The 18,531-nt window shown below is 45.4% G+C and carries 12 protein-coding genes; 5 read left to right on the top strand and 7 right to left on the bottom strand.

The window, feature by feature from the left end:
- Nucleotides 1–59: 59 nt before the first annotated feature.
- Complete coding sequence (locus tag SIO70_RS11970; protein WP_320581092.1) at nt 60–1,526, bottom strand: RICIN domain-containing protein; 1,467 nt, start codon at nt 1,524–1,526, stop codon at nt 60–62.
- A 171-nt stretch (nt 1,527–1,697) separates the two neighbouring features.
- On the opposite strand from SIO70_RS11970, the gene SIO70_RS11965 reads away from it, so the two are divergent.
- The 3 genes from SIO70_RS11965 to SIO70_RS11955 all read left to right on the top strand — a co-directional run bounded on the left by SIO70_RS11965 (nt 1,698) and on the right by SIO70_RS11955 (nt 4,085).
- Nucleotides 1,698–2,030, top strand: coding sequence for an MGMT family protein (locus tag SIO70_RS11965; protein ID WP_320581091.1), 333 nt, complete (start codon nt 1,698–1,700; stop codon nt 2,028–2,030).
- 186 nt (nt 2,031–2,216) lie between these two features.
- Entirely contained in the window at nt 2,217–3,290 is a 1,074-nt protein-coding gene (locus tag SIO70_RS11960; RefSeq protein ID WP_320581090.1) for an aldo/keto reductase, read from the top strand.
- Nucleotides 3,291–3,293: 3 nt separating this feature from the next.
- Entirely contained in the window at nt 3,294–4,085 is a 792-nt protein-coding gene (locus SIO70_RS11955) for an AraC family transcriptional regulator (protein ID WP_320581089.1), read from the top strand.
- A gap of 103 nt (nt 4,086–4,188) precedes the next feature.
- Here the strand turns inward: SIO70_RS11955 and SIO70_RS11950 are convergent, their stop codons facing one another.
- Nucleotides 4,189–7,557 (bottom strand): gliding motility-associated C-terminal domain-containing protein, encoded by a 3,369-nt coding sequence (locus SIO70_RS11950; protein WP_320581088.1) that lies wholly within the window; start codon nt 7,555–7,557, stop codon nt 4,189–4,191.
- Between the two features lie 372 nt (nt 7,558–7,929).
- The gene (locus tag SIO70_RS11945; RefSeq protein WP_320581087.1) at nt 7,930–8,562 is read right to left on the bottom strand and encodes a hypothetical protein; all 633 of its coding nucleotides are present in this window, start codon (nt 8,560–8,562) and stop codon (nt 7,930–7,932) included.
- Nucleotides 8,563–8,807: 245 nt separating this feature from the next.
- Between SIO70_RS11945 and SIO70_RS11940 the strand changes: the two genes are divergently transcribed.
- Nucleotides 8,808–9,353 carry a hypothetical protein gene (locus SIO70_RS11940; RefSeq protein ID WP_320581086.1) on the top strand — a complete coding sequence of 182 codons (546 nt, stop codon included), beginning with the start codon at nt 8,808–8,810 and terminating at the stop codon, nt 9,351–9,353.
- A 223-nt stretch (nt 9,354–9,576) separates the two neighbouring features.
- On the opposite strand, the gene SIO70_RS11935 is transcribed toward SIO70_RS11940, so the two are convergent.
- The 4 genes from SIO70_RS11935 to SIO70_RS11920 all read right to left on the bottom strand — a co-directional run bounded on the left by SIO70_RS11935 (nt 9,577) and on the right by SIO70_RS11920 (nt 15,796).
- Nucleotides 9,577–11,010, bottom strand: coding sequence for a TolC family protein (locus SIO70_RS11935; protein WP_320581085.1), 1,434 nt, complete (start codon nt 11,008–11,010; stop codon nt 9,577–9,579).
- Nucleotides 11,003–14,170 carry an efflux RND transporter permease subunit gene (locus tag SIO70_RS11930; protein WP_320581084.1) on the bottom strand — a complete coding sequence of 1,056 codons (3,168 nt, stop codon included), beginning with the start codon at nt 14,168–14,170 and terminating at the stop codon, nt 11,003–11,005. The genes SIO70_RS11935 and SIO70_RS11930 overlap by 8 nt, the downstream gene beginning before the upstream one ends.
- Before the next feature lie 24 nt (nt 14,171–14,194).
- Nucleotides 14,195–15,289, bottom strand: a complete 1,095-nt coding sequence (locus SIO70_RS11925) for an efflux RND transporter periplasmic adaptor subunit (protein WP_320581083.1) — start codon at nt 15,287–15,289, stop codon at nt 14,195–14,197.
- A gap of 117 nt (nt 15,290–15,406) precedes the next feature.
- Nucleotides 15,407–15,796 carry a hypothetical protein gene (locus SIO70_RS11920; protein WP_320581082.1) on the bottom strand — a complete coding sequence of 130 codons (390 nt, stop codon included), beginning with the start codon at nt 15,794–15,796 and terminating at the stop codon, nt 15,407–15,409.
- 283 nt (nt 15,797–16,079) lie between these two features.
- Between SIO70_RS11920 and SIO70_RS11915 the strand changes: the two genes are divergently transcribed.
- Nucleotides 16,080–18,512, top strand: coding sequence for a TonB-dependent receptor (locus tag SIO70_RS11915; protein WP_320581081.1), 2,433 nt, complete (start codon nt 16,080–16,082; stop codon nt 18,510–18,512).
- The last annotated feature ends 19 nt before the right edge of the window (nt 18,513–18,531 follow it).

Genomic DNA, 18,531 nt, shown 5'->3' with positions numbered 1-18,531 from the left:
CATAAGAGGCACGTAAAATTTACATCTTACGTACCTCTTGTTATTATTTAGTGACCACCTTATAACGCTGTTATCTGCCACTGCTGATTCGCTCCGCTATTCCAGTTCCACTGTATAATACCCGCGCCATTTGTCGTAGACGACGCATTCACATCCACTGCAAATCCACTATTCCTATTCAGTATTTTATAATACCCAAACCCAATATCAATCACCTGCCACTGCTGGTTCGTACCACCTGAATAATCATACTGAATAATTCCTGTACCCGCAGTCGTAGAAGCGCCATTTACATCCAGCGCCTTTGCGCTATTCTTATTGATGATAGACTGGTAATTACTACCCAGTGCATTGAATGTCCACTGCTGATTCGCACCACCCCAATAATCCCACTGGTCAATAGCAGCGCTATTAGCCGTAGATTGATTGTATACTTCCAATGCTTTACTGCTATTCTTGTTAATAACCTTGTAATAAGTACCGGAAGTAAATGATGCATACGGAGGAGTAATAGTTCCTGTACCCCATGCGTATTTCAGGCGGGTCAGACCAGAAGTATTGTTAGTCGTCAATGCAGAACCGGTGGAAGTAAACATGCTGTAAGTATCACCTGTTCTTAATCCTGGCCAGTATACACAACCTACACCCAGATCATGAAGTGAGTTGGTCATGCCTTGCAGGTAAGTGTTGTTTACATTGGAACCCGGTGCTCCGGTGTAATTCGTTCCATCTGTCATAACCGTACCAAATTCAGTGACGATCGTCCTGGTTGGATAAGACAATGATTTGACCGGTTGCTCCCAATCAGCAGTGGTAGTTTTGCTGGATTCAAACCAGGTGTAGTCGTGGAAAGAGAGCAAACAACTGTCAAAACGGGTATCTGCGCCAATGGTATTCACATCGGAAGAATACCCTACCCCATCTAATACAAACCTGTTTTTAGGTACGCCCGGGTACCGGGTTACAAATGTATTGTAGAGCGTCTTCAAATCATTCGCACTATATCCATGCGGTTCATTGAAACACTCAAAATACACCAGTGTATTAGATCTGTAATTAGCGACAATCGTGTCCCACATTTGCCAGAATGTGCTGGTGTTGTCAATCAGGCCATCGCGGGAGGAAGATCCTTCCCAATAGCCCAATAATACTTTCATGTTTTTGGAGGTCGCTTTGTCGATAGCGCCTTTGTAAGTAGACCAGAAAGAACTCACTACTGTGGAAGGATTGACCGGTAGCCGCACGGTGTTCGCGCCGGCGGAAACAAAGCCGTCAAGAATGTAATCGGCCTTTGTTTGCATACTGGCGTAGGTATCAGTAGAGACAGTGCCGGAGAGGATTAGTGCATCATCGGCAAAATTATCCCTGCTATCCGCCCAGTTGACGCCCTTGAAATCACTGGAGGCAACGGCTACAGCTACTACAGCAGCGGAGTTGTTCAATTTGAGTGACGACAGATCTGCCTGCTCTTTATTGCAGGCAAAGGCAAGCATTGCGCTTGCAATAAGGGTTAATTTGGTTTTCATAAACGTGAGAATTAATTGTATAATTTACAATTAAAAAATTGTTTTGAAAAATCATTTTATTGATGGTAACCCGGATGAATTATTAACGTTTTCTATTTGTAGAGGTAGAAGGGGGAATTATTTCTTATCTATTTGAGAAATCAATTACCATAGGTTTCCTACATTTGAAAAATGCAAAACGATCCGGACTTCAACAAACTCGTCTTCGACATCGCCCGCTCCATCCCCAAAGGCCGTGTCACCTCTTATGGCGCCATCGCCAAAGCCCTTGGTAAAGGCAACCTTTCCCGCATGGTAGGCCGTGCTATGGGACTTGTAAATGAAGAAAAAAAGCCTGTCCCTTTTCAGAGAGTAGTCAATAGCCAGGGATATCTAACCGGTGATCCAAGGCATATTGCTGTTCGCCGAAAGCTTTTGGAAAAAGAAGGCGTGGAAATAAAGAATGATAAGGTGGTGAATTTTAGAAACATCTTCTGGGATCCTTCTGAAGAAATTGACTTATAGACCCGCTAATAAAAGGTCGTTGAAGAAACCGACTTTTAAAAACCAGTGTAAGAAACAGACTGTAATTCTCCAATAATTATAATCTTTTAACCTTTAGCCCCGACTTTTAAACAAACCAATTGCGCCTTTTAAACAAACCACCACTACCCTACAGCGTCTAATTTTGCTATCATAAATTATACGCACATGCAACTCGATTCTTTTAGAACACTCGGCCGGTCCGGCCTCAAAGTAAGCCCTCTCTGCCTGGGAGGAATGACCCTCGGTGATGACTGGAACTGGGGTGCAGACGCCACTACGGCTGCACAACTCATCAATCAATACATCGACCTTGGCGGTAACTTTATCGACACCGCCAATATCTACACCAATGGGCACTCCGAAAAAATAATCGGCGATACCATAGGCAAATACACCTCCAAACGCAACCGCATTATTATCGGCACCAAATGCAGCGCTAATAGCCTGCCAGGCAATCCTAACAGCGGTGGTGGCAGCACCCTATCCATCCTCCATAATGTACACGAATCCCTTCGCAGATTACAGACAGATTATATCGATCTCCTCTGGATTCATCAATGGGACTGGAATACACCTTTTGAAGAAACCATGCGTACCCTCCACAACCTCGTCACCAGCGGTAAGGTGCGGTACATAGGCGTCAGTTACGCCCCAGCCTGGAAGATTGCCCAAGCCCAGACTACCGCTATCTTAAAAGACTGGACACCCTTCATCGGCCTGCAAATAGAATACTCTCTACTGGAAAGAAGTATTGAAGATGAACTCATACCCATGGCCGCTGAACTGGGTTTAGGTATCACCCCATGGTCGCCGTTAAAAGGAGGTATCCTCTCCGGAAAATATCAGGGCGGAAATACAAACGACTCCCGCCTGGGTAGCAGCTACCAACTCAGTACACGAGAAATAAATGTCATTGAAAAGGTACAAGAAATTGCAGAGAAACATAACACCTCTCCTGCAACCATCGCCCTCGCCTGGGTATTGCAAAAACAATCCACTACCTCTATCATTCTTGGTGTTCGCAAACCTGAACAACTGGCACAAAATATCGCGGCTCTTGCAATCACCCTCACCCAACAGGAAATGGCAGCATTAGACGATATTTCAACGCCACCTCCTACCTTTGTAACAAATTACAAAGAATATAGCCGCAGGTTTGTGCACGGTGGTATTGAAATTAATGGTCTAAAAGCTGCACCACTGCCTGCTTTTCAACAAATGACACCCGGTAAATATTAAGACATGGAATATAACGGAGCCCCCATCAAAGGAAGTGTATTTCTATCCTGTTCAAAGGAGAAGCATTACAGTCGTGAAGTGGTCCTCTCACAGCATGCCCTGCTGCACATCTTTGATGGGGAACTTCGTGTTCATTACAGCACTCAGGAGAAAGTGTATACCAGCGGTGATACGGTCCTCATTCCCCGCAATCACCTGTGCAGACTGACCAAATACCCAGTGGATGAAAAGCCGTTTAAATCTATTTCTATTTTATTTCCTGAAGAGCAATTAAGAAAACATTTCAAACCACATACAGGAAATAAAAATACCAGTCATCTTAAAATCACGCCCCATCCACTGCTGGAAAGCCTTTTTAATTCCCTTCTACCTTACTTTGATATGCAGGAAGAGCTGCCTTCGGACCTTGCCACCATTAAGATAGATGAGACCATTACGATCCTGAAAAAAATGGATCGGCAAACCAGTCAGGTGCTGGCTACATTCGATGAACCGGGAAAGATTGACCTGGGAGATTATATGGAGCAGCATTATATGTACAACCTGCCATTAGAAAAGTTCGGCTATCTCACAGGGAGGAGTTTGACCACTTTTAAAAAAGATTTCAAACATATCTATCAGACTACACCCGGGAAATGGTTAACCCAAAAGCGATTAGAGCTGGCGCATTACCAGATTTTTGTACAAAAGAAAAAGGTGTCGGATGTATACCTGGATGCGGGGTTTGAGAATTTGTCACATTTTTCTTTTGCTTTTAAAAAGCAATATGGGTATAATCCAACAACTTCCAAATAGCCAAAGAGCGCTTTTACCTTCGGTAAAAGCGCTCTTTGGCTGGGCCGGGGTCTGCGGCCGGCTTATTAATGTCAGCTTATTAAAAATACTGATATCTTAAATATTACCGCGTTAACACCACACTACCTGATTGCTCTATATGCTTCCCCTCCGACGTCACCGCACTGATCATATACACATACGTTCCTAACGCCGCCTGCTGCCCCTTCTTCATACCATCCCACCCGGTATTCGCATCATGCGATTCAAACACCAACTGTCCTACTCTATTATACACCCTCATCACAAACATCACTGGCAAATCAGAAGTCTTCGCCCTAAACACATCATTCTTCCCATCCCCATTCGGTGAAAATGCCGTAGGCAACAAATAATATATCTTACAATCAGGACTCAAATTCAAATGTACCTGTGCCGTACCCACACAGCCACCAGCATCTGTACCCGTTACTGTATAAGTTACATCCCCCTTGAATGTAGCCAGAATAGCAGCACCGGTAGCAGCAGATAAATTCGTAGCCGGACTCCACTCATACGTCGATGCACCACTCGCTCTCAATGTCACCGTATCATTGATACAATACATCCCTGCGGATGGTGTCACCTGCACTTCCGGCGCCACTCCTACTGATACCACTTTTTCTACCTTCGTTTCACACTGACCATCATACGCCATCAATAAAACTGTATACTCTCCCGGATCATGCCACAACACCTGATATGGACCCGGATCATCCCCACTCACACTCACCGCATTATAAAAATTCCAGGTATAAAAGGCTGTCTTCGATTCCGCAGGTATCAGTGTCACTGTCATTGGTGTACCCGAACAACCACCACTCGTTGTAAAATCAGCGATCGGACTTTGCTTCACTGTCACCGTCATCGGTGCCCGTGCACTTTCACATCCATCCGTCTGACTCACATAATACGTTGTCGAACCAGTTACCAGTGTTGAAGGTATGGGTGCTGTTGAAGAACCAGTACCACCAGTAGCAGCCGTATACCACAGTAAATTAGTACCTTCTGCTGTAAGTGATGTTGCTGTTGAATACTGGCATATAGTCAACGGCGTTACTACTGGTGATGTAGACGTAGAAACCGTCACCGTCAGTGCTGCACGATCACTTTCACAACCTGTAGTCTGCGATACATAATAGGTAGTAGCCCCCACTGATAATGTAACTGGTATGGGTGCTGTAGAAGACCCTGTGCCACCTGTAGCAACTGTATACCATTTCAAATTCGTACCCGTCGCTGTCAGTTGCGGCACTGACTGGTTCAGACAATAATCCAGGTCACTCACCACTGGTGGTTGTGCCTGTGCCAGAATCGTTACTGACAGTTCTGATCGTTCACTCTCACAACCACCCGCATCCTGCTGTGTGACCCAATAGTTAGTCGTACCTAAGGCAGCTGTATTTACCGCAGGTGCAACAGACGTACCTGTACCACCTGTAGCAGATGTATACCACAATAAGTTTGTACCTGATGCTGTCAACGCTGGCGCTGCCACATTCTGACAATAAGTAAAGTCATTCACAATTGGTGGTGTCGCCTGACTACCTATGGTCACTGTCAGTGCAGAACGGCTACTTTCACATCCTGGATTCTGTGTCACATAATAAGTAGTGGTACCATTTACAGCAGTAGATGGAGTGGGTGCTGTTGCAGATCCTGTACCACCGGTAGCTGTCGCATACCATAGCAGGTTACTACCGGTCGCTGTCAATGGTGCGGCTGTAGACCCGATACAATAGGTTACATCTGATACTGCTGGTCCCGCAGGAATTCCGTTTACAAGTACCTGCAGCGGCGCACGATCACTTTCACAACCCACCGTCTGCGATACATAATAATAAGATACGCCGATCACTGTTGTAGCCGGAACTGGTGCTGTGCTGAGCGCCGTACCACCTGTAGCGGTTGTATACCATTTTAAATCCGTACCTGTCGCTGTCAGTGCCGATGCTGTTGCATACCTACAGTAAACTACATCTGTTACCAACGGTGCCGCAGGTTGCGCTCTTACATAAGCTGTCACCATCGTACGGTTACTCTCACACTCGCCGGCCATTGTTTGTGTCACATAGTAATAAGAATATCCTGAAGCAGTCGTAACCGGGGTAGGTGCCGTTGAAGATCCCGTACCACCTGTTGCTGCGGTATACCATAGCAGATTATCGCCCGTAGCTACCAGTGGTGTAGCATCCATGTTCTGACAAAAGTATTGCAGGCTGGCCGTAGGCGCAGTGGAGATCGTCTTTGTAGATTCATAGATACCCATATCTACAGTCTTCACTACACGTGGGTTACCATCATAATCCGTCGTGCTGCTACCCACAGCAGACAGGATGGTTGCATCTATGACAGGAGAACAAGGTGCCACATGAAAATCATAATTCGATGCATCTATAAATTGCGGATCGCTGTTGATATTGTTGGCAGGCAGCCCCGCATCATCCACATAGATATCGCTGTCATGCCAGGTGATATTTGCATCACTAAAGTTGGAAGCTCCATACTTAGCACCGTTTCTCCACACGATGGCAAATTCTATATAAGGTCCGCCAGTCGCTCCATTCGCCAGGGAGTTGTAGGCCAGGTTTTCGCCATTCGCCCAAAACACTACATTGTCCATCCATGGCCTGTGTGCCGTAGTGGTGCCATCCAGTATATTGGCAATTACCGAACCTTGCCCGGAAGTTACTGTGTTCCCAATGAAGATACTGTTGTCAGTATAGTCATTCCCCCAGCAGGCACCCTGGTAGGTTACAGAGATAGCCCCACCCGCTGTATAGGCGGTATTCCCTATGAATATGCACTTAGACACCTTGGTAGCCAGGTAAGGTTGGGCGCCACCCGAAGTAATGCCTAACACACCTAACCCCGCTCCATATATCGCATAGTTATTTGTAAATGTGCAATTTGCGACAATCGCCGCCACAGCCGATGCCGATGCATCTGCATACAGGCTCACCCCCGCCCCTGTATTATACTGATTCGCCGTCAGGGCAGGAAAACCATAATCCCCCTGACCATCCCTGATCGTAACCCCATCCACAGTAGCGTTGATGATACGCACTACGTTGTACGAGTTGTCCGACGCAATCCCCGGCGTTCCGATATCCCCACTCAGAATGGTGACATTTGTTTTCCAGTTTCGCTGCGAAAGCAACACCTCTGTACCGATGAACCCTCCATAGATCACCTGAGAAGGTTTCGGGGAAAAAGCAATCGTTCTATCCGTTGTAGTAGCAGGCAGGTAAGTACCCTGCGCCACCCAGAATGTATCTGCCTGATTTCCTGCCGCTAACGCTGCCGACAAATCATTGTAGGCCGTCGCCCAACTCGTACCGGTACCGGGCGTAGGATTGTTGATGTTGACATAAATACGATTGAAAGAAAATGCCGCTTGCACAGGAAACAATGCAATTATCACCCACAGGCACAGGCTTAGTAGTTTAGACATTTGTTATCTGATTAAGATTCAGGGTTGTGGTAATGCTTCTAAAAAGCTGGCGGTCCCCTCCTGACAAAAGTATAATAATATTTAGATTAAATCATATTTAATATACCCGCCATTTGCCTGATCAACCGGGACTTTGGTTGTGAAATCAGTAATATTTGCTACTCCAAAAGGTCAACTCTCTCTTGGATGTCAGTATTGGGATGGCGAATGATATTACGAGAAGGAATGTGGTTGAATTATAGTGGGTTGAATTATTATGACAGGTACAACCCGGATAGCAGATGGGTGGTGCTATCGTTTAGTTTTAGATTTGGTGGGGAGATGAAAGAGAATTTTGAGAGACCATATCTTATGATACGGCCTCTTTTGTTTTTAATAGATTGCCGGAAGGATAAATTCTCCCATCATTTTATCCACCTGTCCATGTGCATAAGGCATATTATAAGCGTTAGCTGTGATCACAATCACCATATCTTTGAAGATATAAATCTTATTTCCTCCATTGCCGGAACAATAGTAAGTCTCATATTTACCATATTTTTTATTCCAGAACAGGTACCCATAAAATTCATTCTCTCTGCCAGTGATGGGCAATTGATGAGAAAGGCTTTTCTCCACCCAACTGGCAGGGATGATTTTTTTATTCACATATGCTAATCCAAACTTCGCAAAGTCAAGACTGTTCATACGAATACCACCAGCAGTGTTGGGCGCATGTTGCGGGGTATATTGCCATTTGTAATTGGTGATTTGTAATGGCGCGAAGAGTACTTTATCCGCATATTTTTCTAATCCTCCCGGAATGATTTTATCAAGTGTGCTTCCTAATAGCATTACACCGGCAGTGAAGTAATGCCATTGGCCATGGTATTTAATAGTATCTACCGGAAGGTTCAGCCAGTCTACCTCCGGCAGGGTGTATTCTGTGTCGGTCAGGGTGAGTCCGTTTTGCTGTAAGCATTGGTTAGTCTGACCGTAAAATTGTCCTGTCTGGCGGGCGATCATGGTAGTAAGATAAGCAACTTAATCCAGGTGTAAGATCCCTTGTGTTGAAATTAACCTTTTATCCAGTTACGCAGGCTTCGGTAAGATCCTATCATTACAGGGTCATTAACAGGTCACCAATTAGGCATCTTATTATCCAATCGATAATGAGGTGCCTAATTGATGACTTTATTTTACCGAATTGGCAGCCTCTTCATATAAAAGTCGTAAATTCAGTGTATTGTTTTAACCTCAAAATTTAACCTATGGCTATTGTAAAAGACAGCAACCTGCTCCTGCAAAATGTGCAGGGCACACTAGGCAAACAGTTTACTATCTACAAGCGAAACGGCCAGATTATCATTGCCGTAAAGCGCGGAAAATCCAAAAAGAAACCGACTCAGAAGCAACTCGATGTGAGATGGAAAATGAAGGTAGCGAGTGCATATGCGGTAGCAATTATCAAGGATCCTGAGGTAAAGGCTTATTATCAGTCATTGGCTGGTCCGGGGCAGAATGCGTATAATATGGCGGTGAAGGATGCTTTTCATTCGCCAGCGATACAGGATATTAAAGTGGAAGCTACAGATACAGTGGTAGTGACGGCGAAGAATGAGTTCCGGCTAGCGACAGTGAGGGTGAGGGTGCAGGATGAGAGTGGAAAGGTGGTAGAAGAGGGCAAGGCAGTGCCGGAAAAGAATGGGGTGGATTGGAGGTATAAGGTGGCGCAGATGCCGAAGAAAGGGAGGATAAGGGTGTTTGTGGAGGATTTGCCGGGGAATGTGAGTGAGAGGGGGTTGCTGTTGGGGTAGAGGTTATAGTATTGCCAATCCATGGAAAAACGATTATTCAACCGGAAAACCACTTACAAAAACAACCTTTTACGGAAAAACGATTACAAATTTATCTTTCTGGCAAATGCCCGAATGATATTGCCTATTTATGATAACAACCTTTGAGCATGTTTGACCCTCCACAAAAAAGGCCGGAGAAATAATCCCCCGGCCCTTCACCTCGTAAAAATTAAAACCGCGATCAATTCCAGCCGCCGCCTAATGCCTGGTAAATATTCACCACCGCATTCATCTGCTGCTTCTTAGTCTCGATCAGCTCAAATTTTGACTCCAGTGCATCACGCTGGGTCATCAAAACCTCTAAATATTCCGCTCTGGACGACTTAAACAGATCATTAGAGATCTCTATACTCTGTGTCAGCGCATCCACCTCTTTCGATTTCAAATCATAACTCTTCTCCAGATTACCAATCTTAGACAACTGATTCGTCACCTCTCTATAAGCATTCAACACCGTCCTCTCATAATTATACACCGCCTGTATCTGCTTGCTACTCGCTGTCATATAAGAAGCCTTTATCGCATTCTTATTCACCAACGGCGCCGCCAGATCCCCAGCCAGCGAATACATGAGCGAAGCCGGCGTAGAGAACAAATAAGACGGACTATACGCCTCATATCCAATACCGCCACTCAAACCCAATGAAGGATAGAACCTCGCCTTCGCGACCTTGATATCCAGTCTTGCCGCTGCTAATTCCAACTCTGCCTTCCTGATATCAGGACGATTAGACAACAGATCTGCCGGTATACCTGCATGCACGATCGCCGGCACCTGCACACTAAAAGCCTGTGTATTTCTGGCAATCGGCTGTGGATAACGGCCTAACAGGAAGTTGATCTTATTCTCCGTCTCTGTGATCTGCTGCTTAATATCATACTGCAAACTCTGTGTATTCAACACCTCCGCCTCAAATTTCCGTACTGCCAGCTCTGTTGCCTTCGCCGCTTCTTTCTGCAGTTTTACGATACCGAGTGCATTGGTTTGAATTTCGATATTCTTCTGCACAATCTCCAACTGGTTATCCAGCGCCAATAACTCATAATATGAATTCGCGATCTCGGCAATCAGGTTGGTCACTACAAAGTTCTTCCCTTCTACACTGGCCAGATAACGCACCACCGCTGCTTTCTTCTGATTGTGCAACTTGTGCCAGATATCTACTTCCCAGTTAGCGTACAATCCTACCAGTAAATTGGGCACCGGATCAGGCATTGAATGACCTTCGCGGATCTCCGTATTTTCTTCCATCGCACCGATGTTGGTATAGCGTCCTACTTTATCCACATCTGCACCCACCTTCACGCCTACTGATGGTAAGTATTCCCCTTTCGAAGCCCTCACCTCATTGTTCGCGATCTGAATTTCCTGCAAGGTGATATTCAACTCCTGATTGTTCTGCAATGCAGTATCAATCAACGCTGCCAGATAAGGATCTGTGAAATACTCTTTCCACTTCACCTTGCCGGTGTTGGTAGAATCCTGTGAGTTACTGAAACTCGCAGGCAGGTTTTTGTTTTCCTGTTTATCAACAATAGCCGGGATCTTACACGCTGAATAAGCCAGCGAGAGACAGGCGATCCCTAAGCAATGGTATATCTTTCTCTTAAACATTATGGTCAAATTCTTCAGTTAATGGATTCTCTTCTTCATTCTTCAACAGCTTCCGTTTCTCTGCAATCTTGCCGAAGATGAGGTACAGCCCTGGTACTACTATTACACCGAATATGGTACCGAATAACATACCACCCGCAGCTGCCGTACCAATCGTACGGTTACCGATCGCCCCCGGACCTGTCGCATACACCAGCGGAATCAAACCTGCGATGAAAGCAAAGGAGGTCATCAGGATCGGACGGAAACGCGTTCTAGCACCTTCGATTGCCGCATTAAATATGCTATCGCCTGCCCGGTGTCGCTGCACCGCAAACTCCACAATCAGCACCGCATTTTTACCTAACAGACCAATCAACATCACCAGACCTACCTGTGCATAAATGTTATTTTCCAGCCCCATTAATTTCACCAACAGGAAGGAACCAAACACACCTGCAGGCAGTGACAGAATCACTGCAAACGGCAACATGAAGCTTTCGTACTGCGCGGCCAGTACCATGTATACGAATATCAGACAGATCAGGAAGATGTAGATCGCTTCATTACCACGCCCTACTTCATCTTTTGTCATCCCCCCCCAGTCAATACCATAACCTCTTGGCAATGTCTGCGCGGCCACTTCCTGTATCGCCTTGATCGCATCACCACTGCTATATCCCGGAGCCGGCGCCCCCTTGATAGCTGATGAGGTGAACATGTTATAGCGGGTGATCTCGTTCAGTCCATAGAACTTCTCCATTTTCATAAATGCAGACATCGGCACCATTTCTTCCTTGTCATTCTTTACATACAACTTCAGGATGTCTTCCGGCAATGCCCTATATTGTGGTGCCGCCTGCACCATTACTTTATACAAACGACCGTAGCGGATAAAACTGGTTTCGTAGTTACTACCTACCAGTGTAGACAGGGTGGTCATTGCATTCTGGATAGTGACACCTTTCTGCTGTGCTACATCGTTATCGATCTTCAGCATGTACTGTGGATAAGACGCACTATAGAAGGAGAAGATGGAGGTCAGTTCTTTACGTTTCTGCAATGCATCCACAAAATCCCTGTTCACCTTTTCAAACTTCTTATAATCGGCAGTACCGGTTTTATCCAGCAGACGTAAATCCAGGCCGCCCGCGGCACCATAACCAGGTACGGCTGGTGGCTGGAAAAATTCAATGGTAGCACCGGGAATATCTTTGGCTTTTTCTTCCAGTTCACGGATGATCTCTTCTGCCGATTGCTTACGTTCTGACCAGTCTTTCAGGTTGATCAGACAGGTACCTGCGTTGGAACCCGTACCTTCTGTCAGGATCTCATAACCTGCCAGTGCTGATACAGAACTGATACCGTCGATCTTCTCCGCGATCTTCTGTAAGCGCTCTGCGATTTCATTTGTTCGTTCCAGTGATGAACCCGGAGGCGCCTGGATGATACCATAGATCATACCCTGGTCTTCTGCCGGAATGAAACCCGTCTGCAAAGTAGAACTGATGCCCCAGGTGAGCAGACAGAAGCCGATCAGCATACCCCAGGTTACGGTGCGTACGTTTACGATCTTCTTCAGCAAACCAGTATAGCGGCCAGTCAGCCTTTCGAAACTTCTGTTGAAGGCATCGAGACCTTTCGTCAACAGGTTCTTTTTCTTCGGTACACCATGGTTATTTTTCAGGATCATCGCACACAATGCCGGTGTCAGTGTCAACGCCACCACACCAGAGAGTACGATTGATACCGCCATTGTAATAGCAAACTGTCTGTAGAACACGCCCACAGGACCTGTCATGAAGGCGACCGGCACGAACACCGCCACCATCAGGAAGGTGATTGCGATTACCGCACCCGCAATTTCATGTACCACTTTTTTCGTAGCCATATATGGCGAGAGGTGTTCTTCTTCCATCTTAGCGTGCACGGCCTCCATTACCACAATCGCGTTATCCACCACTATACCGATAGCCAGTACGAGTGCGAAAAGCGTGATCATGTTCATCGTCAGACCAAACATACCCATGAAGATAAAGGTACCTACCAGCGATACAGGTACCGCCAGTGTAGGGATCAATGTAGAACGCCAGTCACCCAGGAAGATAAATACCACAATACCAACCAGCACGAAAGCTTCTACCAGTGTGTGTATTACCTTTTCGATAGAGGCGTCGAGGAACTTGGATACGTCATAACTGATGGCGTAATCCATACCAGCAGGGAAAGTCGTTTTCTTCAGTTCCTGCAGTTTCGCTTTCACTTCTTCGATCACCTTACTTGCATTACTACCATACAACTGTTTCACAACGATCGCGGCAGAAGGTCTGCCATTCAGGTTGGAATAGATATCGTAGAACAAGCTACCAAATTCAATGTCAGCCACATCTTTCAGACGCAGCAATTCGCCGTTTGGATTAGCACGAAGAACAATGTTTTCATATTCTTCTTTGGTACTGAAACGACCGGAGTATTTCATTACATACTCAAAAGCCTGCGACCTTTTACCAGAGCTTTCGCCGGTTTTACCAGGAGAAGCTTCGAGCGACTGGTTACCCAGTGCTTCCATTACTTCTTCGGAAGAGATCTTGTATGCCAGCATACGGTCAGGCTTCAGCCAGATACGCATGGAGTATTCGCGTGTACCGAGAATGCGGGCGCTACCCACACCCTGCAGGCGGGTTAACTCAGGCATGATGTTGATATCGGCAAAGTTGTACAGGAACCTTTCATCCGTCTTTGGATCTTTTGAATACAGGTTCAGGTACATCAACATCGCAGGTTGCTCGAGGGAGGTGAGCAGACCTTCACGGATCACCAATGGTGGCAGTTTGTTCAACACCTTGGCAATACGGTTCTGTACGTTCAGGGATGCCGTGTTTGGATCGGTACCCAGGTTGAATATAATCTGGATGTTCGCTTCACCGGTGTTGGTCGCGTCAGAAGTCATGTACTTCATGCCGGGTACCCCGTTGATGGCTCTTTCCAGCGGAATGATTACAGTTTTTACCAACAGCTCACCGTTCGCACCCGGATACTCTGCGGAAACCTTTACGGTCACCGGCGAGATAGCAGGGAACTGTGTGATGGGGAGCTGGGTGATACCCAATATTCCTAAAAAGACAATTAGGACGGATATGATAATTGAAAGGACGGGCCTTTTAAGAATATTACTGAACATTTAAATACTTTTTGGATACTTAGACTATTCAGCCTTCAGTCTCAGATGCGAGATTACTTTAGCTGGTTCCTCAAACTCGTAGGTGATCTTGTCGTTGTCTCTCACCTTCTGCACACCTTCGAGCAGTATTTTGTCAGTTTCGGACAGTCCGTCTCCTACTACAAACAGGTCAGGCATTTCAGCAGCTACAGTGATTTCCTGTGATTTTACTTTGCTATCCTTGCCAACGATGAATACATAGTGTTTGTCCTGTATTTCGAACGTTGCTTTCTGCGGAATCACAACGGCGTTTTTCAGCGGTACAACCATCTGTATTTTACCGGTTTCTCCGTGTCTGAGCAGTCCTTCAGGATTAGGGAAAGTAGCACGGAAAGCGATGTTACCTGTTTCGTTGTTGAATTCACTTTCGATGGTTTCAACGTTGCCGGTGTGTTTGAACACTTCGCTGTTTGCCATGAGCAGGTTCACCGGCATCTTGCCTTTTTTCTCTTTCACACCTTCTTCATAGTTCAGGTATTCAGGTTCAGATACGTTGAAGTACACATACATCTGGCGGTTGTCAGAGAGGCTGGTGAGCAGTTCACCTTCATCTACCAGGCTACCCAGTTTCAGTGGCAGGCGGTCGATGATACCATCAAAGGGAGCTTTGATGTCGGTAAATGCCAGGTGTACTTTGGCCAGGGACAGTTCTGCTTTTGCTTTGGCCAGGTTAGCCTGCGCCATGGCCAGTTCTGCTTTTGAAACGACATTTTTGTCAGCAAGGGATTTGGTATTCTGCAGTTCTATTTCGGCTGCCTGGGCTTCTGCCTGCGCTTTTTCCAGTTCTGCTTCATACACTTTGGGCATAATTTTGAACAGGAGCTGGCCTTCTTTTACAAACTGACCTTCATCTACGAAGATGTTCTGTAAGTAGCCTTTTTCCTGGGCCCTGAGTTCGATGTTACGAAAAGAGCGTATCTGAGATACGTATTCCTTTACAACGGAAGTATCCATTTTTACTGGAGTGGTAACGAGGTATTTGGTTTCCCCTTCCTTTTCTTCCTCTTTCTTTGATGATTTACAGCTTGCAAAGCACAACAGTGCATACAGGCCCGCGACGAGCATTGAAGTTCTCTTCATAATAAGGATGCGATTCTATGTTTTTAAGTGGTGTGCGAATGACAATACACTTCCGTATCCTGTGGACGTGGAAGTGTTCAGTAATAAATGGTCTGGTTACTGGTTGGCAATAATATATCAGATGCGTAGCACGCCGTATCTTATATAAAGACTTTGGGCAGTACTCTCTAAGGGATATGAGTTGGAAAGAAAATACGGGTGGGGGGTGTCAGCAGCGGGTGGGGAGAAAACAGTGGTAAAGTTATTGCCGATGGTGAGGTGCTTTTTGAAAGCTGTCATTTCATCGGTATCATCCTCATTATTGGTCTCGGTGAACTTTAAATTTAACCGCTCAAAGCTGCGTGGGTGATTGCGGATATTCAACATATCATCTCCCTGCTCCATGAATATGAGCATCCTGTCCGACGACGTCGAGACATGGTCCCGAGGCGTAGTGGCCTTCAGGTGACTATACCCGGTGAGCAGGATACAGAGCGAGAATAAAAATCTTATGAATAGCTTCATCATCCAAACCAAAAATAGAGAAGTTAAATAATACATGCAAAGCTGGCTGGGATGAGTGGTAAGTGAGAAATGAGGGTTGGGATCAGGGAACACAGTACCGCAGGTGGTTACACGGTGTTTATTAAAAAGTCCTTAAAAGATTCTGAACGGGTCCAAAAATGGGTATTTTCTGTTTTTTCTGGATGGGTTTAGGGCAAATTTTTCCGGATAGCGTAAACATAATTCCCAAATGTTAAAATTATGTTAGCGGTGAATATTCACCTTTGCGGCGCAAACTTATATAGCGATGAGATCTATTCTATTACTTATTTCAGCATTACTGATACTATGTACCGGCGTATTGTCCGCCAATGATTTAGATGGAAATGGTACCATTAAAGGGAAAATTGTTACCACCGACGGTAAGCCAGCAGGTCTGGTGACGGTAGTGTTAAAAGGTACCAAAAAATCTACCATTACTGAAGATGACGGTACTTTTGTACTGAACAATGTAAAGCCGGGTACTTATACCCTACAGGTAAGACTGGTAGGTTACAGTACGAAGGAGGAAACGGTGACCGTATCTTCTGATGCTACCGCACAGGTAACAATGACCCTGGAGGTTTCTGATACCCAGCTGCAGGAGGTAGAAATTGCTACCGGCCGTGCGAAGTTTGGTAAAAAGGAGTCTGACCAGGTAGCGCGGTTGCCGATAAAGAACCTGGAAAATCCACAGGTATATAGTTCAATTTCTAAAGAATTGTTGAAAGAGCAGGTGATCACCAACTTCGACGATGCGTTGAAGAACACGCCGGGTCTGACTAAATTATGGTCATCTACCGGTCGTCCGAGTGATGGCGCGGGTTACTTCTCAATCAGGGGTTTTGCAGTACAGCCTACGATGATCAATGGTGTACCAGGTTTGACAAATGGTGGCATTGATCCTGCGAATGTGGAAAGAATTGAAGTGATCAAAGGCCCAAGCAGTACTTTGTTTGGTAGCAGCTATATTTCTTTTGGTGGTTTGTTGAATATTGTAACAAAGCGTCCTTATGATCATTTTGGTGGTGAGGTTGGTTATACCATTGGTGGTTTTGGCCTGAGCCGTTTTACTGCTGATGTAAATGCGCCGCTGAATGATGATAAATCTGCCATATTGCGTTTGAATGCTGCTTATCATACAGAAGGTAGTTTCCAGGATGCGGGTTTTAAGAAGTCTTTCTTTATTGCGCCAAGCCTGGCATTTAAAGCGAATGATCGTTTGTCATTCCTGCTCAATGCGGAAATTTATAATAGCGAGGCGACAAATACCATGATGTTGTTCCTGAACCGTAGCCGTCAGCTGATAGCGAGAACGCCGGAGCAACTGCATATGAATTTCAATAAATCTTATACCAGTAATGATCTGACCTATAAGAACCCTACTGTAAATTTCTATGGTCAGGCGAATTATAAGATCTCTAATAGCTGGACTTCACAGACGAATTTGTCAAGAAGTTCCCGTAAGAGTGATGGGTATTATTCTTACATAATGTTCCTGGATGCAGGAGCTGTTGCACCAAGTGATTCACTGGCCAGCCGTTATGCTTACTACCAGAACTCTACTACGTTGACGACTGATATTCAGCAGAACTTTATTGGTGATTTCAGGATTGGCAAAATGCGTAATCGTGTGGTATTGGGTCTGGACTTTAATGATCAGAGTACGACTAATAACAATAGTGCATCTCCAAGATTTGATATCGTAGATGTTACCAACCCTAAAGATGCAAGCTATGGCACACTGAGCAGGGCGGCAGTGGATGCAAAGATTGCAGGTAGTACCGGTTCAAAAAATGGCAACAGTTCACAGGTGTATAGTGCATATGTGTCTGATGTGTTCAACATCACAGATGCGTTGCTGGTAATGGCGAGTGTACGTGTAGACCGTTTTGAAAGCAAAGGAAGCACGAACTATTTAACCAGTACAACTACCGGTAAATATGGTCAGACAGCGGTATCTCCTAAATTTGGTATCGTGTATCAGGTAGTGAAAGAGCGGGTGAGTGTATTTGCTAACTATATGAATGGTTTCAAAAACGTAGCATCAGTTAATAACTATGGTATTCCGGGTTATCCTGATGTGTTGAAACCACAGCAGGCGAATCAGTGGGAAGGTGGTGTGAAACTGGATGTACTGGATCACAAACTTGGTTTTACAGCGAGCTACTATGATATTAAGGTAAGCAATACGAGTCTTTCACAGACAGTGACGTATCAGGACTCCGCGTATAATGTAACTGTACAAAATGGTACACAGGCAAGTAAGGGTGTAGAGCTGGAACTGGCGGCGAATCCGGTACCGGGGTTGAACATTATTACAGGTTATAGCTATAATGATAGTAAGATGACGAAAGCGTATTATTACCAGGAAGGAAGAAGGCCGGTATCTGCGGGTCCGAATACACTGGTGAACCTGTGGGCGAGTTATACTTTTGTGAAGGGAGATCTGAAAGGATTAGGAGCTGGTTTTGGAGGTAACTATGCGAGTGATAATGTAATTACGAATGATAGCAGAACTGGTAGATTTACGCTGCCTGCTTATACTGTGCTGAATGCAACCGTGTTCTATAATGCGGCGAAGTATCGGCTGGCATTGAAGGTGGACAATGTGGCGAATAAAGAGTATTTCACTGGATGGACTACTTTGGAGAAGCAGATGCCGAGGAGATTGGCAGCAAGTTTTGCGTATAAGTTTTAAGTGTTTAGATATTTTCGAT

This window comes from Chitinophaga sancti (assembly GCF_034087045.1).
Classification (GTDB): domain Bacteria; phylum Bacteroidota; class Bacteroidia; order Chitinophagales; family Chitinophagaceae; genus Chitinophaga; species Chitinophaga sancti_B.
This window is presented reverse-complemented; position numbering and strand designations above follow the sequence as displayed.